The organism is Bacillus cereus group sp. RP37 (assembly GCF_040459695.1).
GTDB lineage: Bacteria > Bacillota > Bacilli > Bacillales > Bacillaceae_G > Bacillus_A.
This window is the reverse complement of sequence record NZ_JARVHP010000001.1, coordinates 5,156,515-5,180,648: the sequence shown is the minus strand read 5'-3', so window position 1 is coordinate 5,180,648 and position 24,134 is coordinate 5,156,515. Positions and strand designations below refer to the sequence as shown.

Below are 24,134 nucleotides of genomic sequence, written 5' to 3'. Positions count from 1 at the left end.
AAAACCACTTCTAAACCTCTAGGAGATAGTGATACAATGTCAAATGGGGGGAGGGTATGAACTATGGTTAATCAACGTATAAAGGAAATAACACTAATTACAATTGGTTCATTATTATTCGCAATTGGTATTAATTACTTTGCAATTCCAAACCGTTTATCGGAAGGTGGAATTATTGGTTTAACGGTTGTTACGTACTACTTATTTGATTGGTCACCAGGGATTGTGAACTTTGCTATAAATGCAATTTTACTAGCTATTGGTTATAAGTTTTTTGATAAAAAAACGATGGTTTATACAATTTTAGGGATTGTAGAAACATCCTTGTTTTTATATGTTACAGAACATATTGAGTATCATGTAAATAGTGATACGCTATTAGCAGCTTTATTTGCTGGTTTGTTTGTAGGTATCGGATTAGGCTGTATGTTCAAAGCTGGAGGTACATCAGGAGGATCGGCAATTTTAGCACGGTTAGCAAATCAATATTTAGGGTGGAGCGTTGGTAAAGGTGTACTTATTATTGATATCGTTGTAATTGCTGGTTCTGTATTTATAATAGGACAAGAAAAAGCGATGTACACACTTGTTGCAGTATTCATCGGAGCCAAAGTGATTGATTTCATTGTAGAAGGAATGGATACAAAAACGGCTGTCACAATCATTTCAAATCAACCAGACTTAATACGTGAGGCTATTACGAAAAACATGACACGCGGTGTCACTGTATTAGAAGGACGCGGCGGATATACTGGTAAAAATAAAGAAGTTTTATATGTTGTTATTAATAAACAAGAGCTTGTTAAGTTAAAGCAAGTTATTAGCCGAGTAGATGAAGATGCTTTCGTTGTTATTCACGATGTACGTGATGTGCTTGGTGGTGGTTTTAAAGCGAGCTAAAAGGTGAACGAGTAAATTCGTTCACCTTTTTTTATTCTTACAAAAATGTAAGTGTAATGTAATGAGATTCAATAGTAGATTTTATTCCTTCTTTTTAAAATGGATGTATATATATCCTGCAGAGGAGGAATGTTTAGTATGAAGAAAAAAATGATCACTACTATAATAGCGATGCTAGTGATAGTAGTAATGTTACTGCCTACGAAACTTGGACCATTTATCGATAAATATAATCCGCTTTATAAGACGAAAGAATACTATACGGTTGTGAATACAATTGGTCAGCATGTTGGTGATGAGTGGTATGAATATGAATTTATTGCGTTTGACGAACGTGGAAGAGAACAAAAAATAAAGAAGACTGTTAAGCATATGTTAAAGAGAGATGAAGCATTAAAGGTGTACGCAAAAGGACGCTACGGTGAGTCAATTGAAGAAATTGAAGCTGTAAATATTCCTATTAATGCGAAGAGTAAACTTTTAGCGATGAGATAGCGAAATATACCCCTACCTATTTTTTGTCGAAAACAAAAATACAAGGTAGGGGTATTTTGAGATGCGTAAAAAAACCTTAATCCATATGGACTAAGGCTTTTTTTATTATATAAAGGGGAAGGGGGTACATTGTAGTAGCATGAGTGAAAGGTATAAGAAGAGTAGCTACTAGCAATGTAATTTGGTTATGTGAGTGTTCTTCTTATTTGGCTTACTTTCTAACTTTATTGTACGAGATGTAGGCAAGGGAAACTATCGAATTACATTACACATAGCTTACAAACATGTAAGTCTTCTGTAATGTAATTCGATAGTTAAAAGATAGTGAATTTCATATAGTGTAATTAGAAAGTCGCACTGTATTACTTTCTGTTTGTAATGTTAATGAAGAATGAAAAACCAACTACTTTTTAATAGCCCTCATCTGTATGTAGATGGGGCTCTTTTTATAAACCTTACAACATTGTAAGGTTTACGTAAGTTAATTCGATAGTAAATTTGTCATATTTTTTGCATAATAGATACAAATAGATAAAATAATTAGGGATATAGTAAGAAGGGAGAAAACTGGGATGCGTAAAGAAGAAGTAGTGAAGTTTCCAATTAAAGATTTCTGTAGCTACTTTACTGTTGCCGTAGTATGTATTGGATTATTTGATATCATAACAAACTTAATTGTTAAATAATATAGATGACAAAACAAGAAGGGAGATCCTTTCTTGTTTTTTTTATGGGGGAATAAAAATGAAATGGATTGATAGTCATATACATGTTGATCAATATAAGGATGAAGAAAAAAGTAGATTACTTAAAGATGTGGAAAATAGTAAAGAGATAAAGGGGCTTATTGCGGTATCTATGAATTATCAATCATGTAAAGAAACTTTATCTTTAGCAAAGCGATATCCTTTTGTGCATCCAGCAATAGGTTTTCATCCGGAGCAACCGATTCATAAAGAAGACTGTGAGCAAATGTATAAATTAATTGAAGATCATGTAGAGGACATAGTTGCGATTGGTGAAGTGGGATTACCATATTATTTAAGGCAAGAAGAGAAAGATATTACTCTAGAGCCATATATAGCGGTATTGAAAAGGTTTATAGAGTTAGCGAGGAAGTACGATTTGCCGATTGTTTTGCACGCTGTTTATGAAGATGCTGATATCGTATGTGATTTACTAGAGGAACATAAAGTTTCGCGTGCACACTTTCATTGGTTTAAGGGAAGTGAAACAACAATGAAACGGATGATGAGGAACGGTTATTATATTTCTATCACACCAGATGTTTTACATAAGGAGAAGATTAGAAAAATTGTTTCGTATTATCCACTTGAATATATGATGGTAGAAACAGATGGACCGTGGGAATTTCAAGAGGATGTTATGACGCATCCGAGGATGATTCGAGAGGTATTAAAGGAAATTAGTGTTATAAAAAACATATCTGTTGATAGGGTTACGAAAACGATATATGAAAATACGATTCAATTTTACTTAAAAGGATAGGAGAGTTACTCTTATTCTTTTTATTATGGATATTTTTTCTAATATTTTCTATAATTTATGATGTGTTTAATTTGATGAAGGAAGTAGGGGGAAAAATGGGGAAAGCATATAAAAAAATAGCTATTACAATGATGGTCGGTGCACTTTCACTTGCAGCATTTGGGTGTGAAGCAGAAACAAAGGCTATAAATCCAAACGCAAAACAAGAAAATAAGGAAGAAAAAATTGATCCAGTAGTTGAAAAACAGATGAAAGAAAATGAGAAGAATGGGAATACGGTTGGAAACAGTTCTAATGAAGGGAAAATGGCAGAAAGTAACGGCTGGATTTACTATGCGGTGAATGGTGATAAAAATACAGGAGGCATTTATCGTACGAAAGATCAATTTCAAACAGCAGAGCCTGTAGTAAAAGGCGTAAATGCTTCTTACATAAATATAAAAGATAAATCTTTATATTTTATTCATACGGATAAAGATAAGAATGCAGGATTATCTTATTTAATGAAGTATGATATATCTAGCAAAAAGCTAGACACGTTAAAAGATGATACAAATTATGTTTATATAAAAGACCAAACTTTATTTTATCCGAAAAAATATTCTGAGCATGGTGGCTTTGATATTGTAGGGATTGTAAAAATGGATTTGAAAACGGGACAGGAAGAAGAAGCGGCATTTAAAAACTCTGGTTGGTCTCGAACGATAGACGATAGTATTCTACATTGGAATAAAAATCGTGGAACGCAAGTGACAAAGGATAATAAAACTTGGTCAAAAGAAAATTATGCAACAATATCTAGTGCTACGTATAATAATGAAAAATTATATGCTGTTGTCGACTTCTCGTTACCTTTTGAAACAAATGAAGCTGAGCATGGCATATATGAAATAGACATTCAACAAAATAATGAAAAGCTATTGGTAAAGGATGCCTTGCAGATGAATGTGAAAGGGGATACTTTTTATTATTTAAAAAAGGACGGAGTATATAAGAAGAAAATGAATGGTGGAAATGAAAAAGTGATTTATAATAAAGCGGTTGAACCAACGAAATCCTATTTATATTTTGTAGCAGGAGATATGTATCTCTATACGGATAACGGGACTATTTTGAATCTAGATACAAAGAAATCAAATGAAGCACAAGATAAGAAGTTAGCAGATGACGGTATGTTACAGAAAGTATGGAATGCACAGAAGGAACTTACTAATATTCAAATGGCTGCACTAACAGGAAACCCAAAACGAGTAGGGGATTTTTCGTACGGGGAATTAGTGAATCCTATTTATAATACGAGGGATACTTTAGAGACTACGCTATCTACGTACTTCTCAAAATCATTTATAGCAGAGTATATGAAGAGTAAGTATATTAAAGAGTTAAATGGAAAAATGCACTATGCTATTGGAGATCCAGGGTCAAAAGCAGCGACTAAATTTACAAAAATTATTTCTACCGATTTGAAGGATGGGAAAATAAAAGCGCAGGTAGAAACGTATAATGACTATGATAATGTAACGGAAAAAGTAGAAGTTGAATTTGTTTATGAAAATAATCAATGGGTTATTAATAACATGCCACGTTTTGGTTTAAGTTAAAAAAACCACCAAGCATTCTACTTGGTGGTTTTGTATTATGACTCTAATTTTTTCGCGCGTCTTAATAGGAAAAGAAAGACAATGACGAAGAAACCAAGTATAAGGAAGAACCCATATTGTTTTATATAATCCATTACGTCATCTGCGCTTGTTGGTTTTTCAACATGAATGCCATCTTTGTTAGTGGTAATATGAATATTTTTCATTTTCACTTCATTTGTTTCTTTTTGTAAATCAATCCATTCTATATTTGGAATACTTTCTAGATCCTTTAATACTTCTTTTAATGGTTTCACACCTAAGTAAGGATGATAGAATGCACCAATAACGCCATCGGATAATTTAGCAACAGATACAGCACGTTCCTTCATCTTTGCAATAGCATGTGGCTTATCTTCTTCGATAAAGCCGACTGTTTCAGGCATTAATTTCATTCCGTGTAAAAATGATGGGGTACTTGTATAAAATGGTGAGTGCATGGATTTCCAAGTTGTATCACTTAACTGTAGTTGTCCTACATAAGTTGAAAAGTACCTTGATAATATTTCGTATCCTTTTTGAGACATCGTGTAATGAGGTGCTTCAAATGCGACAGGATATAGTTTGGCATCTACAAGTTCTTGAATGCCTTTTTCAATATGATCAGTCGTATATTTTTCTTCAAACTCTTCTCCTTTTTTTACGTATGCATTATATGCCTCTATATTAGGAAAGTCATCTTTTGTTTTTGATTTTTCATGCTTCGGTTGACGAATTGGTTGATCTGTTTTTACGTCCCAAAATTCAAAACCTTCACCAGTTTCACTATCATAAAATTGGTGAGTATAACCATGCATAATAATTGCTGCACCATCATCTTGCATAGAGCGTAAAAGATCGACTAGCTCAGGTTTATCTTTTAAATGTATGGTCTTTCCTGTATCCGGATCTTTATATACCGGTATGACTGTAATCATATAAGGGATCTTTTTCTCTTTTAGTAATTCAGCAATTTCTTTTAATTGATTTGTATCTGCGGCTGGATGAACGTCCTCAAGACGTAAATAAGCTTCTACTTTATTTGTCGTCGATTTTTGTCCAAAGTAAGAAAATAACATTTCACCGACGTAATGAGACATCCAGTCAAAGAGATTTGGCGTTGCAACGTAATAAGATGTTTCATGGTGAACGATAAGTGGGTTCTTGCTATTTGAGCTTACAGCGTTAGCAAGAACAGTTCCGTTTGTATCAAAGGATTGAATCAACCGTTCCTCTTCTAAAGTGTTTTTTAGTTTATGGCTTGGATATTCGATTTTATTAACTCGTATCTCATTATCCTTTAGAGTAATGAAAGAAAAGCGATTAGATAATTGTTCAACATTTTGTCCTAGAACTAATACTGGGCCTGAGAAATTTTCTATCAGTTGTTTTGCTTCAGCAGGAAACTCTTCCTTTTGTTCACCGATATAGACAATATGTGTATAAGAAGATGAATTAGTAATTTCATTAGCTTGTTTTAAACTTTTCGTAGTTATATCGTTTGTAAAATGGCCTAATTGAGTATTAAGTATTTGAATATTATTTGTAATTTTATCGTCTTTTGTACTATATAAAACAAGTACTTTTGGTTTTGGTGACGTTTGTGCAGAGGTGTGGATAGGCATAAGAAGTAAAATGCTGAACAAGAGTATTATGCACTTTTTCATTTGGTTTGCTCCTATTCTATATGTAGAGTTCAATTTACAATTATATACAAAAAATACGTTGTGGTCTATGAAAGTTACATTTTTGCACGTATTTACCAGCTGTTTTTTCACAAAATCGGTCTAAAGCATGATGATAATATGTATAGTTATTTGCTATGATAAAAGGGTAAGAGAATGATAGAATGTTGGTAATTGTAAAGGGAAGAAGGCTGAAAGGGGACAAATTTCAGCGGAGAAAGAGGTAGAGGTAGTGAAGAAATTCTTTGTAGGATTTTTAGTTGTTCTTGGGGTGTACTTATATTTCCAAGGAAAGTCTGAAGGAATGGGCAAGTTAATGAATGAGACAAGCTATGTTGACTCAGAAGAAGCAAAACAGATGAAACAAATTATTATAGAGGAAGCAAAGAAAGTCAATCTTCCAGAATGGATACCTCTTACAATTGCCGAACATGAAAGCCGGTTAAATCCAAGAAGTGTTGGAGATAATGGAACTTCATTCGGATTGTTTCAATTGCATCGCGGGGGTGGACTTGCACCAGAGCATTTAACTGATGAAGAGTTGAAAGATCCACGTACAAATGCGCAAATTGCAATGCCGCATTTAATGAAAGGATATAAGCGCGGGGTGCAAAAAGGTTTGACTGATTTTGCATTACTAAAATATATAGCAAATACATCTGGATGGCCGGGAAATTTAGGACCAGAGTGGACGGATAATAACATGAAGTATAACGTCGGGTTAGAGGACGTGTACTATCGAAATAAAGGTGTAATCAAAGAGTAGGTTTTCTATACCTACTCTGTTTTTTTGTGAATAATTGTATCTTTTTCGCTCGTGAAGTACTGCGCGAGTTGTATTTTCACGTCTTCTAGTTTTGTGGAAACTTGCGGTATTTTATATCCTACATACAATGGTGAAACGACAAACCTAGGAACAACTTTACAAATGATTTTTCCGTCTAAGTAATAGAAGAATAAGTTATAACTACTACATCCTTTATGGAAATCTGTCAGTATGTAACGTACAGTTTGTTGAATATAATTTGCTAGTTCATCTATGCATTCAACATCTTCAATGATGATATTAAATTCAGTAAAACCGATAATAGGACGATCTGAAATATTGAGTTCAATGTGTTCGTTTTTTTGCACAATTACTCCTTGGAAGTTTTCCTGTTCTACGTTATCGAGGTAGTCTACATATTTCATTCCAATAATCTGCATGTGTGCATGATGCAAACTTCCGCCTGAGAATGGACCATGATTTTTGTATAAAATCACAGATGTGAATTCTTCATTCTTCTGTAAGTCTAACCAATGTTGAATGGAGAAACGGATTAGCGATCTCATATGTTCTTCTGTATATGTCGCAATATGGTCTTCACAATTATCTGTTTCGATTAGCACCGTTTGAAATGTATCTTTTAATGTAGGAAATTTGTTTTTTAGCCAAATAATTGAGTCTTCAGTAGCTAAAATATCCGTTAAATTTTCTCTGTCACAAAAAGGACATGCAGCGCTTCTATTCCGGATGCTTTCTGGTTTTTGTTTGCCGATATCGTTTAAAAAGTATAGTTGTTGTGTATCCATTTGTATATGTGCCCCTTTAAAATATGTGTAAAAAATCCCGCTTAATACATTCGGGAAAAGGAGAAGGAAATCCTTTAAAGGGGATAGGAAAAATAAAAGACAAGATATCCTCATTAAGATAGGGTACCTTGTCTTTTATTTTTTCTTTAATAATGTGTATGGATAATATAGATCGTTTTTATTGTGCTTCTTTTTTCTATTTTTTATTGTGTATAAGGCAATTGCTGTACTTGCGATTACAATAATGGCTTTCTTCATATTCATTTACCCCTTTTTTATTGTTCGTTTAATTCTTGGCTAACTGCTTTTGCATCAACTAGAGCGTGTAAAATCATTTTTACCATGTTCATCATATTCCTTCACTCCTTTTTATAGTTCGTTTAGTTCTTTTACAACTGCTTGTCCGTTCACTAATACCTCAAAGATTGCTTTTACGATTTCTTTCATCATGATTGTTTTCCTCCTTTTGTTGTCTCTCTTGTTTACATCTTTATTGTATAGGGAGGCGCTTTTTCGTACTATCGCTTTCCATTACGTGAACATAACAGTGTTGTAAGATTTGATGTCACTTATTGAAATGTTTAGTCTATCTTCATTATTTTCAGAAAAATGACTATTCAAACATGAAATGGGGAAGTATAATAAAGAAGTAAGTATTAAATTCCGTACGAAAGAGGTGAATGAGATGAAACGTTCTTTAGCTGCACGTGCCAAATTTTTAGATTATATCTATTTTTGTCGTGCGATTTTTCATGATGTAGTTGTTAACGGGATACGTCTGTCCTTTTTTAACAATTGCATAGTAGCTATTGAACGATAGAAATCTCTTCACCCATTTTTAATAAACGTGTGAAAAGGGAGCTATTTGGCTTCCTTTTTCTATGCCGAAAACCATGGGGAATGTTTCTTTCCCATGGTTTTTTATATTGAAAGGAGTACGGAAAATGACAATTTGTAGTGTAAATAATGTAACGAAATCTTTTGGTGGAAACATCATATTTGAAAATATATCGCTTGAAATAAAGAATGGTGAACGTGTTGGATTAGTTGGTCGTAACGGTAGTGGGAAGACAACAATCTTTCAGCTTCTAACTGGAATGGAAAGTTTGGATGCAGGGGCCATTCATATGAAGAAAGGTACATGTATTGGTCATGTGGCACAAATTCCGAAATTTGATGAGGGTATGACTATATATGATGTATTGAGTTCCGCCTTTAAAACAGAAAAGGAATTAGAAAGAGAAATGCGTGCTTTAGAAAAACATATGGCAGAAGAACGGGAACCGTCTGCTTTACAAAGATTAATGGAGAGATACGGAGTAATCCAAGAAAAGTTTGCGTTTCTTGGTGGTTATGAAATAGAAGCGAATATGATGAAGGTAGCAAACGGTCTACAGGTGACAGAACTATTTCTCCGATCATTTTCCGAGTTAAGTGGTGGGGAACAAACAAAAGTAAGCCTTGCATACATGTTGTTGCAGAAACCAGATTTACTTCTATTAGATGAACCAACCAATCATTTAGATTTATTCGCCGTAGAATGGCTAGAGCAATTTTTAAAAGAATACAATGGAACGGTTATGGTCATTTCACATGATCGCTATTTCCTTGATGAAGTTGTAACGAAGATTTTTGATTTAGAAGATGGAGAGATTCACGTGTATCATACAAACTATTCTCAGTTTGTTGAGGAAAAGGAAGAACGGTTACTTCAGGAGTTTCAGGCTTATCAAGAACAGCAAAAGAAAATAAAGAAAATGAAAGAAGCAATTAAACGACTACGTGAATGGGCAAATCAGGCGAATCCTCCGAATGAAGGATTGCATAAGAGAGCGAGAAGTATGGAACGTGCACTGGAACGTATAGAGAAACTAAAGAAACCTATTTTAGAACGAAAACAAATGGGACTTCAGTTTGAAGGGAAAGAGAGAAGTGGGAAAGATGTTGTTGTAATGAAAGAAGTGAGTAAAGGATTTGCTGACCACCCTTTATTTAACGAAGCGAATTTACATGTTCGTTTTCAAGAGCGTACGGCGATCGTTGGTCGTAATGGTACAGGAAAGACAACGCTACTAAAGTTATTATTAGAAGAAATAGAACCAGACGTTGGAGAGATCCGTATTGGTAGTAGTGTGAAAATCGGTTATTTATCACAACATGCGTACGGAAATATGAAGAGTAATGTATTAGAGGCTTTCAGGGAATATGTAGCTGTAACAGAGGGAGAAGCGAGACATATATTAGCTAAGTTTTTATTTTATGGTCCAGCGGTGTTTAAGAAAGTAACGCAACTGAGCGGTGGAGAAAAAATGAGGTTAAGACTTGCGCAACTTATGTATCAAGATATCAATTTTTTAATTTTAGATGAGCCGACAAACCATCTCGACATTGAATCAAGGGAAGTTTTAGAGGAAGCTCTTGAGCAATATAATGGAACGATTTTAGCTGTTTCACATGATCGTTATTTTTTGAATAAGTTATTTGAAAAGACGTATTGGATTGATGAGCATAAATTATTTGAGTTTGCAGGGAACTACGCATGGGCTCGTCAAAAGTGGGAAGAAAAGCTCGAGAAACAAGTAATAAAGCAGCAACGCCAAGGAAGAAAAAATATTGAAACAGCTCCTGTAAAAAAGAAAGAAGTTAGGAATGTTGAGGATATTGAAACGGAGTTAATGCATGTAGAAGAGGATATATATGCGCTTGAGTGTAAGATGGAGCATGTAGTTGATGTTGAAATGCTTGAACAATTGTATGAAGAAAAAACGAAGAAAGAGTTGTTGCGAGCGGAGTTATATAATGAGTTAGAGAATATTGTGGAGTAAAGAAATTAGAATGAAAGAGCAAGTTGTTTTCTCATATTTTGAGGGAGGCTTGCTCTTTTTGTGTACGGAAAGATAAAAATTGGTATAATTTTCTTGTTGTTGCAATAAAGAGAAGAACTTTAAGTTATTAAAACGTGAGGAGAATGTTATGTTAGGATACGCACGGATTGCTACAATCGTTATGATTTGTTTTGTTTATGCAAACCATGTTTCACGTGAAACAGCACATTTGCAACTTTTTGTAGGTACAGCACTTTTTATTTATATTGTGAATCATATTTTGCTAGTAAAAGTAAGTGGAGGTAAAAAGCTTGTTTTTTATACACTATTAGCAAATGGGATAGTCACAGCTTTATTAGGTTTTTTATTTCCTGAGACATGTTTATATTTAATTATATTTGGAATTGATGCAGTAGGACTATTTATTCATGAATTTCGTAGAAGCATGACGTACTTTTTTATTACTTTTTTCTTTCTTTGTTGGCTTATTAATATACTACATGCATATCAACATACAGGTAGTTTAGAATTGGAGAGTAATGCCATTAATTTTATGTTCATCGTTTTTAGTGCTTTAGCTGGAAGCTTAATAAAAAAACTTACAGCTGCTCGGAAAATGGTAGATGAGCAATATGGAGAATTAGCATTATCTCATACAGCTTTAAAAGAAGCGCATGAACAATTACGTCTATATGCCAAAGAGGTAGAAGAATTGACAGCTGTTCGGGAGCGAAATGATATTGCCCGAGAAATTCATGATACTGTCGGTCATAATATGACAGCCTTACTTGTTCAATTACAACTGGCAGAGGCTTTGTGGAAACAAAAATCGGACGCTACGGAAGAGGTTTTACATACATGTCATGGGCTAGCCAGAAAATCACTTCAAGAGGTTAGAGCTTCTGTACATGCTTTAAAAGAAGAAGGTAAACTAGGGAACATAATAGAGAATATGCGTGAAATGTTACATGGATATTCTAAAGCGACGAAAGTACAAGTATCTTTTCAATTAGAAGGGGATCCGGTTGTGATTCCGTTGTCACTACAACCTACACTGCTCCGAGTTATGCAAGAGTCTTTAACAAATGCAAAGCGGCATGGGAAAGCGAGTTTATGTGAAGTGAGTTTAATTTGTTCGGCGAAACAAGTTAAACTATGTATTTTGGATAATGGCGTGGGAGTTAACGAGGTAAGCCCGGGTTTTGGTTTACTTAATATGAAAGAACGAGTAGAGGAACATGGTGGAACTATTCAATTTGAGAGTGAGATAGAAAAAGGCTTTCGGTTACAGATTGAATTTCCACTTCAGGAGAAAACGTGGATAATAGGGGGAACTGTATGATTCGGATTATGATTGTTGATGATCAATCGCTCATTCGTGATGGTTTAGCGATGTTATTAAATTTAAGTCCGGAACTCGATGTAGTGGGAACGGCTACGGATGGAGACGAAGTGATACAAAAGGTGAAAGAGCTACATCCTGAAATTATTTTGATGGATATTAGGATGCCTCGTATGAATGGTGTTGAAGGAACACGTTTAGTTAGAGAACAGTTCCCTCATATAAAGGTACTTATGCTGACGACTTTTAGTGATAGTGAGCTTATTTTTGAAGCATTGGAGCAAGGAGCGAGTGGTTATTTATTGAAAGATATGGAGGCAGATGCAATTGCTCAAGCAATTTTAACGGTGCATAGTGGAGGGGCTGTGCTTCCTCAGGATATAACAGCGCAAATCATAAAAGAATTAAAAAAGACAAAAGTAGCAGTAGAGTGCACCACACCAGAACAATTAGCGCAATTAACTGAGCGAGAAGTAGATGTTTTAAGAGAAATTGGACTTGGTTTAAATAATAAAGAGATTGCGGAAAAGCTATTTATTACAGAAGGGACTGTTAAGAATCATGTTTCTAATTTAATTAGTAAGTTAGAACTGAGAGATCGAACGCAAGCTGCCATATATGCAGTAAGGTATGGCATCACGATGTACACATGACTTTTGGCATATATAATTGTGAAAAAGCAGCAGAATTTGCTGCTTTTTTATTTTGTATTTCTATCTCAAGGGTGATGGAGAGAAGAAAAAAATTTTCTACAATGAAAGTGTAGATGAATGCAAAGGGGCTGAATCAGTATGTTAGTCATAGATCATATTACGAAATCATTTGGCAAGAAGGAAATCATAAAGAATGTGTCTTTTGAAGTGAAAAAAGGTGAAACATTTGGATTGCTTGGTCCAAATGGAGCGGGAAAATCAACGACAATATCAATGATTTGTGGATTAATTCCGTACGATAGTGGAGATATAAAAGTTGGTGGGAAATCTGTAAAAGAATATCCATTAGAAGCGAAAAAGAAAATTGGTATTGTTCCGCAAGACATTGCTTTGTATCCGACACTTTCAGCAAAGGAAAATTTGATTTTTTGGGGAAAGATGTACGGTTTAAATGGAAAAGTTGCAAAAGAGAGGGCAGAGGAAGTATTAGCCTACGTCGGTTTACAGGACCGCGGAAAAGATAAAATTGAAACATTTTCAGGTGGCATGAAAAGGCGTATTAATATTGGTGCAGCACTTATGCACGAACCAGAGTTATTAATTATGGATGAACCGACAGTCGGGATTGATCCACAATCGAGAAATCATATCTTAGAAACTGTTAAGAAATTAAATGAAAAAGGTATGACGGTTATTTATACGAGTCATTACATGGAAGAAGTAGAGTATTTATGTGAACGAATTGCAATTGTTGATCACGGAAAGGTAATTGCATTAGGAACGAAAAGGGAGCTATGTAATCGCCTGGCAGATGGGTTTATAGTGAGATTGCAATTAAATCGTTATAGTACGGAATTGCTACAAAAGTTGAAATCACTATCTGTTGTTGAACGGATTATTTTTGATGAAGATAATAGCACGATTGATATTGGACTAAATGGTGGCGAGTCTATTGGTACAGTTGTGTCAGTAGTTGTTGAGAACAACGCTCAAATTTTAAAGCTTGAAGTACAAGAACCAAATTTAGAGGCACTCTTTTTACAATTAACAGGACGTTCACTTCGTGATTAAGGAGGTTAGTGTGGGATGAAAAGTTTTATTATTGCATGGAAGGATTTAAAAATACGTTTAATTGATCGGCGCGGATTTATGATGATGTTAATTATGCCGCTTTTATTAACAGCGATTTTAGGTTCAGCGTTAAGTAATATATTTGATAATGGTGGACTACCGAAAACAGTGATTGGCTATTATCAAGTGGGAACTGATGAATTGGCAGATGTCTTTCAAAAAGACGTATTGCAATCTAAAGAAATAAAAGATGATGTGAAAGTAAAGATAGTTCATTCTCAGGAAGAGCTTGAAGATATGTTAAAGGAAAAGAAAATCGATGTGGGAATCGTCATCCCAAATAAATGGAGCGAACAAGTACAAGATGGAAAATTAAAAGAACCAAAGGTGCTTATAGACCCATCAAAAAATATACAAGCGAAAATTGCTGAATCAATGATCCGATCCTTTTCAGAACGTGTTCAAACAGTCGCAGTATCTACTAAAAGTGTTGTAACAGAATTAGTGAAATCTCAGCAGGGTGATGTAGCACAAGTTGCAAAAGAGGTAAGTGGAAGTTTACAGGCGATAGCAACTACAAATGCGGATAACATTAAAAGAGGGACGATAGGTAAAAAAACAGTTGCAGCGATGCAATATTATGCAGCAGCGATGTTAGTCATGTTTTTACTATATAACATAACAGTAGGTGCAAAGTCAGTTGTAACAGAGCAACGAACTGAAACGTTGGCGCGTTTGTTCAGTACACCGACGAGCTCATTTTCAATTTTATTTGGAAAGTTTTTAGGTACATTACTATTTGCTTGTATACAATTTGGAATATTTATAGCTGCTACGCACTTTATGTTTCATGTGGAATGGGGAGAAGATGTGTCTCAAATAGTAGTATTGGGAATTTCGTATGCAATTTGTGTTTCTGGTTTATCTATGTTAATTGCGGCTTTTATCCATGAGGAAAAAACGGCAGATGTAATGGGAGGAATCGGTATTCAAATACTCGCTATATTAGGGGGATCAATGTTACCGATTTACGTATTCCCTGATACACTTCAAACCATTGCAAATGTTACTCCGAATAAATGGGCACTTACAAGCTTCTTAAATATTATGTCGGGAACATCTTGGGATGTGCTACTCCCTGTTATTTTTAGTTTATGTAGTGCAGGAATTGTCTCCGTTATGGTTGGAACATTACGTTTACGTACGAGATAGGAGGGGAAATGATGAAGAAGGTTTGGGCGCTTTGTTGGTTAGAGCTAAAACAAATTTTAATAAAGCCACAAAGTTATATACTCATGTTTGGAATGCCTATTATTTTTACACTCATTTTTGGAGGACTTTTAGGTGGAAGTGGGAATGAGAAAGTAAATGTTAGCTTAGTAGATGAAGATGGTTCTGTACTATCTAGCAAATATTATGAGGAAATAAAGAAAAGTGACTTAATTTCTATAGAGAAGGTAACGTATCAGGAAGGAAAACAGAAGGTTGAAAATAAAAAATCATCGGGTATAGTTATCATTCCGAAAGACTTTCAAAAGAGTATGCTAGATAGGAAGATAGAAAATATTCAGTTTCAGGCCAGTGCTGATTTTACTGGTGGAACTTCTGTAGAGCAAGTATTGACAAGCACATTAAAAAAAATGGAGATAGAAGTTAGTGCGGCAAGAGATTTTGAGAAGAAAAGTAACACTTCGTGGGAAACGATGTATAAAGAAACCTATACAAAAGTAGAACCTGTTTCGATTCAAAAAGAGTCAATTTCACATGATGATCAAAAGTTAAATAACGTTACAGGACGAGCGGCAGGCTTTTCCATTCTATTCGTTATGATTGTTATGTTAAGTGCGACGGGGACTATTTTAAAAGCTAGGCAACTTGGTGTTTGGTCTCGTTTATTAGAAGCGCCAGTTTCAAAAGTTCAAATACTGGCGGGATATATCCTTTCCTTCTTTTTAATAGGCTGGATTCAATTTGGTGTTTTAATGATATTAACGCATTCCTTATTTGATGTGCAGTGGGGAAATTTATTAGGAGTTATTACCCTCACCTCGGCGTTATTACTAGCTGTCATTGGTCTAGCCTTATTATTAGCAAGCATCGTAAAAACAACAGAACAGCAGTCAGCGCTAGGGAATATCGTTGTGATTTCAACATGCATGATTGGTGGTCTTTATTGGCCAATTGAAATTGAACCAGCATGGATGCAAACAGTAGCAAACTTTGTTCCGCAAACTTGGGCAATGCGTGGATTTACGGAGTTGATTGTAAGAGGAGGTGCATTAGCAGATATAGGAAGCTATATTGGTATACTCATTTTATTTGCAGGAGTATTTTTCGTGATTGGTTTAACAAGAATACGTTACGATTGAAAAAAGCAGAGTTACAGCTTTACACGCTGAACTCTGCTTTCTTTTTGTGTGGTATCTTCCTTTGTTGAAATGATAATAGCGATCCCGAGCATAATAAAAAAAGCTAAAAAGAGGACGAACTTTGGGAAGAATGGGAATAGTAATAGCGCCCCAACTATCATAATTGTTAATAATACGTAGTGCAGGACGTATTGGAATAGGTTGTCCATGTTTTCGCCCCCTTTTTGGTAATTGGTTATTAGTATTCTATGTTTCATGCTGAACGAATAGAAGTGGATTTTCAATTTTTTAATACGAAATAAAAGAGAACGATTGACATGTTTAAAGGAAAGGAATAATCTTGAAATTAATTCATACTATTTTTATAGGAAAAATAAAGATAGTTACAGGAAGGGGGCCTATGTTCCTACATCGTTAAAAATTAGGAAGGTAAAGGTGAGAGTGCAATGAAAAATGCTTTTAAAGGAGCACTTGTTACATTTCTTAGTGTATCAGTATTACTAGCCGGATGTGGTCAAGAGGAAGCAAGTACAAATGAAGCCGGGAACGTACCAAAAGTAAAAGATGAATTTATTAAGGCAAGCGACAAAGCAAAAAGTCCTACAAAAGTAAAAGAAAGAAAAGATACCTTTGTAGTTGGAATGCCGAGTCCTGGGGGGATATTCCTTCCGCACTTTATGGAGAATGGATGGGATGGTAATATAACGCAAGCTATATTTGCGCCTCTTGTTGGACTGGATAAGGAAGGGAAACCAATTCCTATTTTGGCGAAGAAGTGGGATATTTCGGAGGATCAGCTTACATATACATTCCATTTGAAAGATGATTTAAAGTTTAGTGATGGTACACCGTTAACTGCAGATGATGTAGCATTTACATTAACTTTATTACACGACCCAACTTATAGTGGGGCGACTGATATAAGTCAAACAGCAATAAAAGGTGGGCAAGCATATAAAGAAGGAAAAGCAAATTCTATTGAGGGAATTCAGGTCATTGATCCGAAAACAATTACGATTACAACCGAAAAGGTAAATGCCCAAACATTATCGTTAATTGGCGGAGAAGTTATATCTAAAGCTTATTACGGGAAAGAGTATAAACAAGGACACTTGGAGTACTTAAAAGAGTTGTATGGGAAGCCAGTGGGAGCAGGAGCTTATAAGTTAGATCAATATATTCCTGGTCAAGAAGTTCGATTTGTAGCAAATGAAAATTATTTTGAAGGAAAGCCGAAGATTGAGCACTTTATTTATAAAATTTCAAAAGGCGATACGAAGTTGCAGCAATTCCAAGCTGGAGAAGTGGATTACGACGGATTTTCTACAAATGCAGAAACAATTGAACAATTAAAAGATTTAGGTTTTGCTAATATTAATGTGTATACAGGAAGCTCTTACGGCTACATTAAAATGAATTATAAGAAGCCATACTTTAAAGATAAACGTGTTCGCCAAGCATTTATTTATGGATTAGAGCGTCAAAAGGTTATTGATACGTATTTCCAAGGTTATGCGTCACTTGTTAATGTACCGATTACGCCAGTTTCTTGGGCGTATACAGAAGAGGGCATTAATAAATATGAGTATAATTTAGAGAAGGCAAAGAAATTATTGGATGAGGCTGGATGGAAAGCAGGTTCGGATGGAATTCGTGAAAAGGACGGACAAAAACTGAAAGTAAGTTATTTTGCCTCATCAGCAAGTAAAATAAATGATGTAATGATTCCTGTGATGAAAGAAGATTATAAAAAGCTTGGTGTAGAGTTCAACCCGGAATATATGGACTTTAATACGATGATTTCAAAAGTGATAAAAGGTGATTATGATTTGGCGATGGTATCTACGCCAATGATTGATGATCCAAGTGGAACAATTGAGGAGTTTGTTTCGACAAGTAAACGAAACTATGATGGATACTATAATCCAAAAGTAGATGAATTAGCTAAGCAGGCACTAGAAACATTAGATATTGAAAAACGAAAAGAAATTTATAAAAAGTTGTACCAGGAGTTGAGCGAAGATCCGCCTGTTATTTTCCTAAATAATAGTAAAGTTGTGTCTGCACATAATGCACGCATTCAAGGATTGCAAGAAGATAACTATAACGGTATCTTGTTAAGTTTACCTAAATTAAAGATAGAACAATAATTTTGGAAAAATTCTAAAAATATTTATTTAGAAAGAATTGACAAAATATAACGGACGATATAAGCTAATAACCATAAAGTCTACCGGAAAGGTCGGAATAGGATTGTTACCCCTCAAAAACATCTATTTTTTTACGATTAAAACCGACTTTTCCGATTGGCTATAAATGTGCTGTGGGAGGCATACATAAGCTAATAAGTTCAAAGGGTATCACTATTAAACAGTTAGGGTGGGGACAATGAAGAAAAAGACAAAAAAATGGGCTGGTGTATTTTCGGTATTACTGAGTAGTTCACTTGTGTTATCTGCTTGTGGGGGACAGGAGGATACGGCTTCTACAGAACCGGTAAAACAGCAGGATTTAAAAAATGTAAAAGTTGAAAAAATTGCGGCTACAGATAAAACGAAAGTACCTGATAAGGCAAAAAATAGAAAAGATACGTTTATTTCTGGTATCTCAAAGCCTGGGGGAGTTTTCTTACCTTACTTTCAAGAGAACGGTTGGGATGGGAATGTGACATCGGTTATTTTTGCTTCCCTTGTTACAACAGATAAACAAGGAAAACCTATACCAGATCTTGCTGAGAAGTGGGATGTTTCTTCAGACCAATTAACATATACATTTCATTTACGCAAAGACTTGAAATTTAGTGATGGATCGCCATTAACCGCTGACGATGTAGCATTTACATTATCACTTCTACATGATAAAGCGTATGAAGGCGGCGATGATATTTCACAATATGCAATTAAAGGTGGAAAGGAATATAAAGAAGGAAAAGCGACGTCTATTGAAGGAATTCAAGTTGTTGATCCACAAACAATTAAAATTACAACTGAAAAAGTTAACTCACAAGCGCTAATTGCTTTAGGTGGTCCAGTATTATCGAAAGCTTATTATGGAAAAGAGTATAAACAAAATACTAGTTTAGATTATTTAAAAGAGTTATATGGAAAACCGATAGCTGCGGGGCCATATAAGTTTGAAAAGTATATCCCAGGACAAGAAGTTCGTTTTATAGCAAATGAAAATTATTATGCAGGCAAACCAAAAATCCCAAACTTTATTTATAAGATTACTTCACCGGATACAAAATTCCAATTATTCCAAACAGGTGAGATAGATTATACAGGAGTAGGCTACGGGGATGAAATTCTAGAACAAGTGAAGAGTTTACAGTTTGCAAATGTTGAAATAGAGACGGCTGCTTCATTTAGTTATATAAGAATGAATAGTAAAAAACCGTATTTAAAAGATAAGAAAGTTCGTCAAGCTCTTATTTATGGATTGGATCGTAAAAAATATGTAGATACAGCTTTGAAAGGATACGGTACAGTAGCAAATGTTCCAATTCATCCAACATCTTGGGCTTATACAGAAGAGGGTATTAATAAGTACGAATATAACTTAGATAAGGCGAAGAAATTATTAGATGAAGCTGGATGGAAAGCTGGTTCAGACGGAATTCGTGAAAAAGATGGTCAAAAACTTAAATTAACGTATTATGGTGCAAGCTCAGCAAAAGAAGGTGATTTATTTATTCCGATCGCAAAAGAGAACTATAAAGAATTAGGTGTTGAGTTCAATCCTGAATTTATGGATTTTAATACGATGCTATCAAAAGTGAAAAAAGGCGATTATGATTTAGCTTCTGTTGCAACACCAATTACAACAGATCCAAGTGAAACTGTAAGTGGTTACTCTTCAGAAGGTGATGATAATACCCTAGGTTATAAAAATGAAAAAGTAGATGCATTAATTAAAAAAGGAATTGAAACCGTAGATATTGAGAAACGTAAACCAATTTACAAAGAACTGTACAAAGAACTAAGTGATGATCCGCCAGTAATTTTATTAAACTATCGTAGAATCATCACAGCTTACAATGGAAACATTAAAGGAATTGATCCTGAGAAGTATGACAGTATTAGTTCGAACTCGCCAGTATTATCTATTGAAAAATAACGAGAAGAATGTATAAGTAGAAGACATTTTTTCATTCGGCTAGTAATATGCTGATTCGAAAAAATGTTCTTCTATTTTAAGCATAAGATTGGAGAGAAAAAGGGTGAAAACGTATATCGTTCGTAGGTTGTTACAAATGATTCCTACACTTTTGGGAACGTCAATTGTTATTTTCTTCCTGTTTGCACTTCTTCCAGGGGATTATATTGATTCGAATCCTAAGATTACACCGCAAAGGGCGGCAGAGCTTCGGGAATTGTATGGATTAAATAAGCCAATTGTTGAGCGCTATTTTCATTGGTTAGGTAATGCGTTACAAGGCGACTTTGGTTTTTCGTTGCAGTATCAAGAACCTGTAACATCATTATTAAATAAATTTATTTGGAACTCTTTTAGTGTAGCAATTATTGCATTGTTTTTTATTTGGCTAATTGCACTTATTATCGGTGTATTTTCAGCGACAAAACAACATTCTTTATTCGATAAGCTTGTAACAATTGGTATCTTTGCAGCAATGTCATTTCCTTCATTTTTTATAGGTCTGTTTTTAATTAAGGTGTTCGCAGTTGATCTTAAGTTATTGCCAATAGGTGGAATGATTGATGTTGGTAGTAATTCAACCGGATTCGCTTATGTGATAGAAGTTGCAAAGCATATGGTTTTACCGGTATTTATTTTGACTCTTCTTGGTGTGGGCTCATTAACTCGCTACTTTAGAACAAGTATGTTAGAGGTTGTAAGACAAGATTACATACGAACAGCACGAGCAAAAGGGTTAAAAGAGAAGACTGTTATTTATAAGCATGCATTAAAAAATGCCATTTTACCGGCTATTACATTGCTTGCGTTTGAGTTACCTGGATTGTTTTCTGGGGCAATTATTATTGAACAAATTTTTAACTGGCCAGGGATTGGCGGTATTCAATTGGAAGCACTAAATTTCCGTGATTATACAGTATTGATGGCATTTACGATGTTTCTTTCTTGTTTAACAATCGTTTCAAATTTTTTCGCAGATATCGTATATGCAGTTGTTGATCCACGAATTCGGTTGAAGTAAGGGGGGAAAGAAATGGAGACTGTTACAGTAATTACAGAGAAGAAAGAAAAAAAGAGAAGAAAAAATGAATCATCGCCATGGCGACAAGCTCTTAAACGGATAAAGAGAAATAAGATGGCGCTCGTAGGGTTGTATGCACTAATTTTTATGTTTTTATTTTGTTTTATCGGTCCGTTCTTTTCACCATATGCATCAGGGAAAATACAAGTTGCGTTAATTAACAAACCACCTAGTTTTTCTCATTGGCTCGGTACAGATCAATTAGGAAGAGATATTTTAACAAGACTTATGCAAGCGGGACGAATTTCATTAACGATTGGCCTAGCATCAATGGTTTTATCAGTGATACTAGGAGCTGTATTAGGAGCTATCGCAGGTTTTTATCGTGGTATCGTTGATAATATTATTATGCGTCTTGCTGATATATTAATGTCGATGCCAGGATTACCATTACTTATTATAATGGGAGCGATTTTATCAGAGTGGAAAGTACCGTCTGATTATCGTCTGTATGTCATTATGATTATTTTAAGTTTAGTAGGTTGGCCGGGGCTTGCACGTCTTGTAAGAGGTCAAATTTTATCACTTAGAGAGCAAGCATTTATGCAAGCTGCTGATGTGCTAGGAATAAAAGATTACCGAAAAATTATATACCACTTAATTCCTAATGTTTTACCGATATTAATTGTTGTATCCACATTAGGTGTTGCGGGTTCAATTTTAGGGGAGTCCGCACTAAGCTACTTAGGTCTCGGCGTCGTCCCACCTACACCATCATGGGGGAATATGATTAGTGCAGCTAACTCATTAATTGATTTCCAAAAGCGTCCGTGGTTATGGATTCCGCCTGGTTTTGCAATCTTTATAACAGTTGTATCAATTAACTTACTTGGTGATGCACTTCGTGATGCGTTAGATCCAAAGATGAGACGGTAGGTGAGAAGGTATGAATAAAGCGGTAGTAGAGCTGAAAGACTTACAAACACACTTTCAGACAGAAGAAGGGACAGTAAAGGCTGTAAATCACGTTAGCTTTGCAGTTCGAGAAGGTGAAACGGTTTGTGTTGTAGGTGAATCAGGGTGCGGGAAAAGTGTAACGGCTTTATCTATTATGGGACTTATTGCTGAATCAGGCAGTGTAGTAGGTGGAGATATTTTATATGAAGGAAAAAGTCTTTTAGGAATGAAAGAGAAAGAACTTCGTAGTTTACGAGGAAATGATATTGCAATGATTTTTCAAGAACCGATGACATCGCTAAATCCCGTCTTCACTGTAGGTGAACAAATTGTAGAAACGTTAAGAGAGCATGAATTACTTAGTAAAAATGAAGCGTATAAGAAAGCAATTGAGTTAATTCGTAAAGTCGGCATAGCTCGTGCGGATGAAATCGTCCATTCTTATCCGCACGAACTAAGTGGTGGCATGTTACAACGTATTATGATTGCTGTTGCACTTAGTTGTAATCCAAAGTTATTAATTGCTGATGAACCGACAACGGCTCTTGATGTTACGATTCAAGCTCAAATATTAGACTTATTAAGACAAATAAAAGAGGAATTTAAAACATCCATTTTATTAATTACACATGATTTAGGCGTTGTAGCAGAAATGGCTGATTACGTTGTCGTTATGTATGGCGGGAAAGTTATTGAAGAAGCACCAGTGCTGGAGATATTCCAAAATCCGAAACACCCGTACACGAAAGGATTGTTGAAATCAAAACCAGTGATGGGAAAACGAATAGATAAACTATATTCTATTCCAGGGCAAGTTCCTAATTTAGTCGGTTTGGATGAATTTTGCTACTTTAGCGGTCGTTGTGAGCATTGTATGGAAATATGTAAAGAAGAAGCACCGAATCTAAATGTACATGATGAAAATCATAAAGTAGCTTGCTGGTTATATGAGGAGCGTGCGGAACAATGAGCGAACCATTATTAGAAGTAAAAAACTTAAAGACATATTTCCCCATTAAAGGTGGCGTATTTAGTCGAACAATTGGACATGTAAAAGCAGTTGATGGAGTAAGCTTTACTATTAATAAAGGCGAAGTGTTCGGTCTCGTTGGTGAATCAGGAAGCGGAAAAACGACGATAGGAAAAACAATTTTACGTCTCGTCCAAAAAACGGAGGGGGAAGTGAAGTTTAAAGGACACGATGTTCATTCTCTATCAAAAGAGGAATTGAGAAAACATCGTCCTAATATGCAGCTCGTCTTCCAAGATCCATTTAGCTCATTAAATCCAAGAATGAGAATTGGAGAAGCGCTTGGCGAGCCGATGTTGGCTCACGGACTAGCGACGAAAGAAAACGTTCGTGAAAAAGTGACAGAAGTATTAGAGTTATGCGGTCTAGCTCCATATCATATTGACCGTTATCCTCACGAGTTTTCTGGTGGGCAACGTCAGCGTATCGTTATCGCGAGAGCTATGGTATTAAATCCAGAATTTATTGTAGCTGACGAACCTGTGGCAGCACTAGATGTATCTATTCAAGCACAGATCATTAATTTGTTTAGTGAGTTACAGGAGAAAAAGGGACTATCTTATTTGTTCATTTCACATGATTTAAGCGTAGTGGAGCACTTATGTACGAAAATTGGGATTATGTATTTAGGAACGATTGTGGAAACAGCGCCGCGTGATGAGTTATTTACGAACCCACTTCATCCGTATACAAAAGCATTGTTATCGGCTGTGCCAATACCAGATCCAACAGTGAAGCGAGAGCGAATTATACTAGAGGGTGACATTCCAAGTCCAGCAAATCCACCTTCGGGTTGTCGCTTTCATACACGTTGCCCGTTTGCGACGGATATTTGTAAACAAACAGTACCAGAATTCCGTAATGTTGGTGAAGAGCACTTTGTTGCTTGTCATCATGTATAAAAGAGAGGGACTCTTTCAGAAGTTGAAAG

Annotated in this window: 22 protein-coding genes; 18 read left to right on the top strand and 4 right to left on the bottom strand. The window is 35.2% G+C overall.

Annotation, left to right across the window (positions count from 1 at the left end; translation table 11 throughout):
• Positions 1–63: 63 nt before the first annotated feature.
• From QCI44_RS27165 to QCI44_RS27150, 4 genes are all read left to right on the top strand, one after another.
• Positions 64–900, top strand: coding sequence for a YitT family protein (locus tag QCI44_RS27165; RefSeq protein ID WP_016089616.1), 837 nt, complete (start codon positions 64–66; stop codon positions 898–900).
• A gap of 138 nt (positions 901–1,038) precedes the next feature.
• Positions 1,039–1,395, top strand: coding sequence for a YxeA family protein (locus tag QCI44_RS27160; protein ID WP_016133457.1), 357 nt, complete (start codon positions 1,039–1,041; stop codon positions 1,393–1,395).
• Positions 1,396–2,139: 744 nt separating this feature from the next.
• Positions 2,140–2,904, top strand: a complete 765-nt coding sequence (locus QCI44_RS27155) for a TatD family hydrolase (protein WP_016089614.1) — start codon at positions 2,140–2,142, stop codon at positions 2,902–2,904.
• Positions 2,905–2,999: 95 nt separating this feature from the next.
• Positions 3,000–4,505, top strand: a complete 1,506-nt coding sequence (locus QCI44_RS27150) for a DL-endopeptidase inhibitor IseA family protein (protein WP_016089613.1) — start codon at positions 3,000–3,002, stop codon at positions 4,503–4,505.
• A 35-nt stretch (positions 4,506–4,540) separates the two neighbouring features.
• Here the strand turns inward: QCI44_RS27150 and QCI44_RS27145 are convergent, their stop codons facing one another.
• A complete protein-coding gene (locus tag QCI44_RS27145) occupies positions 4,541–6,190 on the bottom strand; it encodes a DUF2334 domain-containing protein (protein WP_016089612.1) in 1,650 nt (549 codons plus the stop codon).
• A 250-nt stretch (positions 6,191–6,440) separates the two neighbouring features.
• Between QCI44_RS27145 and QCI44_RS27140 the strand changes: the two genes are divergently transcribed.
• Complete coding sequence (locus QCI44_RS27140) at positions 6,441–6,974, top strand: transglycosylase SLT domain-containing protein (protein ID WP_000713257.1); 534 nt, start codon at positions 6,441–6,443, stop codon at positions 6,972–6,974.
• 11 nt (positions 6,975–6,985) lie between these two features.
• Here QCI44_RS27140 and QCI44_RS27135 read toward each other — a convergent pair whose 3' ends face one another.
• The gene (locus QCI44_RS27135) at positions 6,986–7,780 is read right to left on the bottom strand and encodes a DUF4931 domain-containing protein (protein WP_033659610.1); all 795 of its coding nucleotides are present in this window, start codon (positions 7,778–7,780) and stop codon (positions 6,986–6,988) included.
• A gap of 135 nt (positions 7,781–7,915) precedes the next feature.
• Positions 7,916–8,044: a hypothetical protein gene (locus QCI44_RS27130; RefSeq protein ID WP_002006681.1), complete on the bottom strand. Its 129-nt coding sequence runs from the start codon at positions 8,042–8,044 to the stop codon at positions 7,916–7,918.
• Between the two features lie 421 nt (positions 8,045–8,465).
• On the opposite strand from QCI44_RS27130, the gene QCI44_RS27125 reads away from it, so the two are divergent.
• The 7 genes from QCI44_RS27125 (at position 8,466) to QCI44_RS27095 (ending at position 16,040) form a co-directional block, all read left to right on the top strand.
• The gene (locus QCI44_RS27125; protein ID WP_046956655.1) at positions 8,466–8,600 is read left to right on the top strand and encodes an RAxF-45 family protein; all 135 of its coding nucleotides are present in this window, start codon (positions 8,466–8,468) and stop codon (positions 8,598–8,600) included.
• 124 nt (positions 8,601–8,724) lie between these two features.
• Positions 8,725–10,605 carry a ribosomal protection-like ABC-F family protein gene (abc-f, locus tag QCI44_RS27120; RefSeq protein ID WP_353811510.1) on the top strand — a complete coding sequence of 627 codons (1,881 nt, stop codon included), beginning with the start codon at positions 8,725–8,727 and terminating at the stop codon, positions 10,603–10,605.
• A gap of 148 nt (positions 10,606–10,753) precedes the next feature.
• Positions 10,754–11,947 (top strand): sensor histidine kinase, encoded by a 1,194-nt coding sequence (locus QCI44_RS27115; RefSeq protein WP_016089609.1) that lies wholly within the window; start codon positions 10,754–10,756, stop codon positions 11,945–11,947.
• Positions 11,944–12,600 carry a response regulator gene (locus QCI44_RS27110; RefSeq protein ID WP_016089608.1) on the top strand — a complete coding sequence of 219 codons (657 nt, stop codon included), beginning with the start codon at positions 11,944–11,946 and terminating at the stop codon, positions 12,598–12,600. The genes QCI44_RS27115 and QCI44_RS27110 overlap by 4 nt, the downstream gene beginning before the upstream one ends.
• A gap of 138 nt (positions 12,601–12,738) precedes the next feature.
• Positions 12,739–13,671 (top strand): ABC transporter ATP-binding protein, encoded by a 933-nt coding sequence (locus QCI44_RS27105; RefSeq protein WP_016089607.1) that lies wholly within the window; start codon positions 12,739–12,741, stop codon positions 13,669–13,671.
• Between the two features lie 15 nt (positions 13,672–13,686).
• Positions 13,687–14,883, top strand: a complete 1,197-nt coding sequence (locus QCI44_RS27100; RefSeq protein ID WP_016089606.1) for an ABC transporter permease — start codon at positions 13,687–13,689, stop codon at positions 14,881–14,883.
• 11 nt (positions 14,884–14,894) lie between these two features.
• Positions 14,895–16,040, top strand: a complete 1,146-nt coding sequence (locus QCI44_RS27095) for an ABC transporter permease (protein WP_016089605.1) — start codon at positions 14,895–14,897, stop codon at positions 16,038–16,040.
• A gap of 11 nt (positions 16,041–16,051) precedes the next feature.
• Here QCI44_RS27095 and QCI44_RS27090 read toward each other — a convergent pair whose 3' ends face one another.
• Positions 16,052–16,249: a hypothetical protein gene (locus QCI44_RS27090; protein ID WP_000369250.1), complete on the bottom strand. Its 198-nt coding sequence runs from the start codon at positions 16,247–16,249 to the stop codon at positions 16,052–16,054.
• A gap of 237 nt (positions 16,250–16,486) precedes the next feature.
• On the opposite strand from QCI44_RS27090, the gene QCI44_RS27085 reads away from it, so the two are divergent.
• The 6 genes from QCI44_RS27085 to QCI44_RS27060 all read left to right on the top strand — a co-directional run bounded on the left by QCI44_RS27085 (position 16,487) and on the right by QCI44_RS27060 (position 24,105).
• Positions 16,487–18,190: an ABC transporter substrate-binding protein gene (locus QCI44_RS27085; protein WP_016089604.1), complete on the top strand. Its 1,704-nt coding sequence runs from the start codon at positions 16,487–16,489 to the stop codon at positions 18,188–18,190.
• Between the two features lie 238 nt (positions 18,191–18,428).
• Complete coding sequence (locus QCI44_RS27080; protein WP_016133461.1) at positions 18,429–20,156, top strand: ABC transporter substrate-binding protein; 1,728 nt, start codon at positions 18,429–18,431, stop codon at positions 20,154–20,156.
• A 103-nt stretch (positions 20,157–20,259) separates the two neighbouring features.
• Positions 20,260–21,216: an ABC transporter permease gene (locus tag QCI44_RS27075; RefSeq protein ID WP_016089602.1), complete on the top strand. Its 957-nt coding sequence runs from the start codon at positions 20,260–20,262 to the stop codon at positions 21,214–21,216.
• 12 nt (positions 21,217–21,228) lie between these two features.
• Positions 21,229–22,152, top strand: coding sequence for an oligopeptide ABC transporter permease (gene opp4C / locus QCI44_RS27070; RefSeq protein ID WP_016089601.1), 924 nt, complete (start codon positions 21,229–21,231; stop codon positions 22,150–22,152).
• Positions 22,153–22,162: 10 nt separating this feature from the next.
• Positions 22,163–23,143: an ABC transporter ATP-binding protein gene (locus tag QCI44_RS27065; RefSeq protein ID WP_016089600.1), complete on the top strand. Its 981-nt coding sequence runs from the start codon at positions 22,163–22,165 to the stop codon at positions 23,141–23,143.
• Complete coding sequence (locus tag QCI44_RS27060) at positions 23,140–24,105, top strand: ABC transporter ATP-binding protein (RefSeq protein WP_016089599.1); 966 nt, start codon at positions 23,140–23,142, stop codon at positions 24,103–24,105. Before QCI44_RS27065 ends, QCI44_RS27060 begins: the two co-directional genes overlap by 4 nt.
• Positions 24,106–24,134: the final 29 nt, after the last annotated feature.

Bases quoted from the DNA above. Each gene is read 5' to 3' on its own strand.
- QCI44_RS27165 (WP_016089616.1), top strand. From the start codon at position 64: ATGGTTAATCAACGTATAAAGGAAATAACACTAATTACAATTGGTTCA.
- QCI44_RS27160 (WP_016133457.1), top strand. From the start codon at position 1,039: ATGAAGAAAAAAATGATCACTACTATAATAGCGATGCTAGTGATAGTA.
- QCI44_RS27155 (WP_016089614.1), top strand. From the start codon at position 2,140: ATGAAATGGATTGATAGTCATATACATGTTGATCAATATAAGGATGAA.
- QCI44_RS27150 (WP_016089613.1), top strand. From the start codon at position 3,000: ATGGGGAAAGCATATAAAAAAATAGCTATTACAATGATGGTCGGTGCA.
- QCI44_RS27145 (WP_016089612.1), bottom strand. From the start codon at position 6,190: ATGAAAAAGTGCATAATACTCTTGTTCAGCATTTTACTTCTTATGCCT.
- QCI44_RS27135 (WP_033659610.1), bottom strand. From the start codon at position 7,780: ATGGATACACAACAACTATACTTTTTAAACGATATCGGCAAACAAAAA.
- QCI44_RS27130 (WP_002006681.1), bottom strand. From the start codon at position 8,044: ATGAATATGAAGAAAGCCATTATTGTAATCGCAAGTACAGCAATTGCC.
- QCI44_RS27125 (WP_046956655.1), top strand. From the start codon at position 8,466: ATGAAACGTTCTTTAGCTGCACGTGCCAAATTTTTAGATTATATCTAT.
- abc-f (WP_353811510.1), top strand. From the start codon at position 8,725: ATGACAATTTGTAGTGTAAATAATGTAACGAAATCTTTTGGTGGAAAC.
- QCI44_RS27115 (WP_016089609.1), top strand. From the start codon at position 10,754: ATGTTAGGATACGCACGGATTGCTACAATCGTTATGATTTGTTTTGTT.
- QCI44_RS27110 (WP_016089608.1), top strand. From the start codon at position 11,944: ATGATTCGGATTATGATTGTTGATGATCAATCGCTCATTCGTGATGGT.
- QCI44_RS27105 (WP_016089607.1), top strand. From the start codon at position 12,739: ATGTTAGTCATAGATCATATTACGAAATCATTTGGCAAGAAGGAAATC.
- QCI44_RS27100 (WP_016089606.1), top strand. From the start codon at position 13,687: ATGAAAAGTTTTATTATTGCATGGAAGGATTTAAAAATACGTTTAATT.
- QCI44_RS27095 (WP_016089605.1), top strand. From the start codon at position 14,895: ATGAAGAAGGTTTGGGCGCTTTGTTGGTTAGAGCTAAAACAAATTTTA.
- QCI44_RS27090 (WP_000369250.1), bottom strand. From the start codon at position 16,249: ATGGACAACCTATTCCAATACGTCCTGCACTACGTATTATTAACAATT.
- QCI44_RS27085 (WP_016089604.1), top strand. From the start codon at position 16,487: ATGAAAAATGCTTTTAAAGGAGCACTTGTTACATTTCTTAGTGTATCA.
- QCI44_RS27080 (WP_016133461.1), top strand. From the start codon at position 18,429: ATGAAGAAAAAGACAAAAAAATGGGCTGGTGTATTTTCGGTATTACTG.
- opp4C (WP_016089601.1), top strand. From the start codon at position 21,229: ATGGAGACTGTTACAGTAATTACAGAGAAGAAAGAAAAAAAGAGAAGA.
- QCI44_RS27065 (WP_016089600.1), top strand. From the start codon at position 22,163: ATGAATAAAGCGGTAGTAGAGCTGAAAGACTTACAAACACACTTTCAG.
- QCI44_RS27060 (WP_016089599.1), top strand. From the start codon at position 23,140: ATGAGCGAACCATTATTAGAAGTAAAAAACTTAAAGACATATTTCCCC.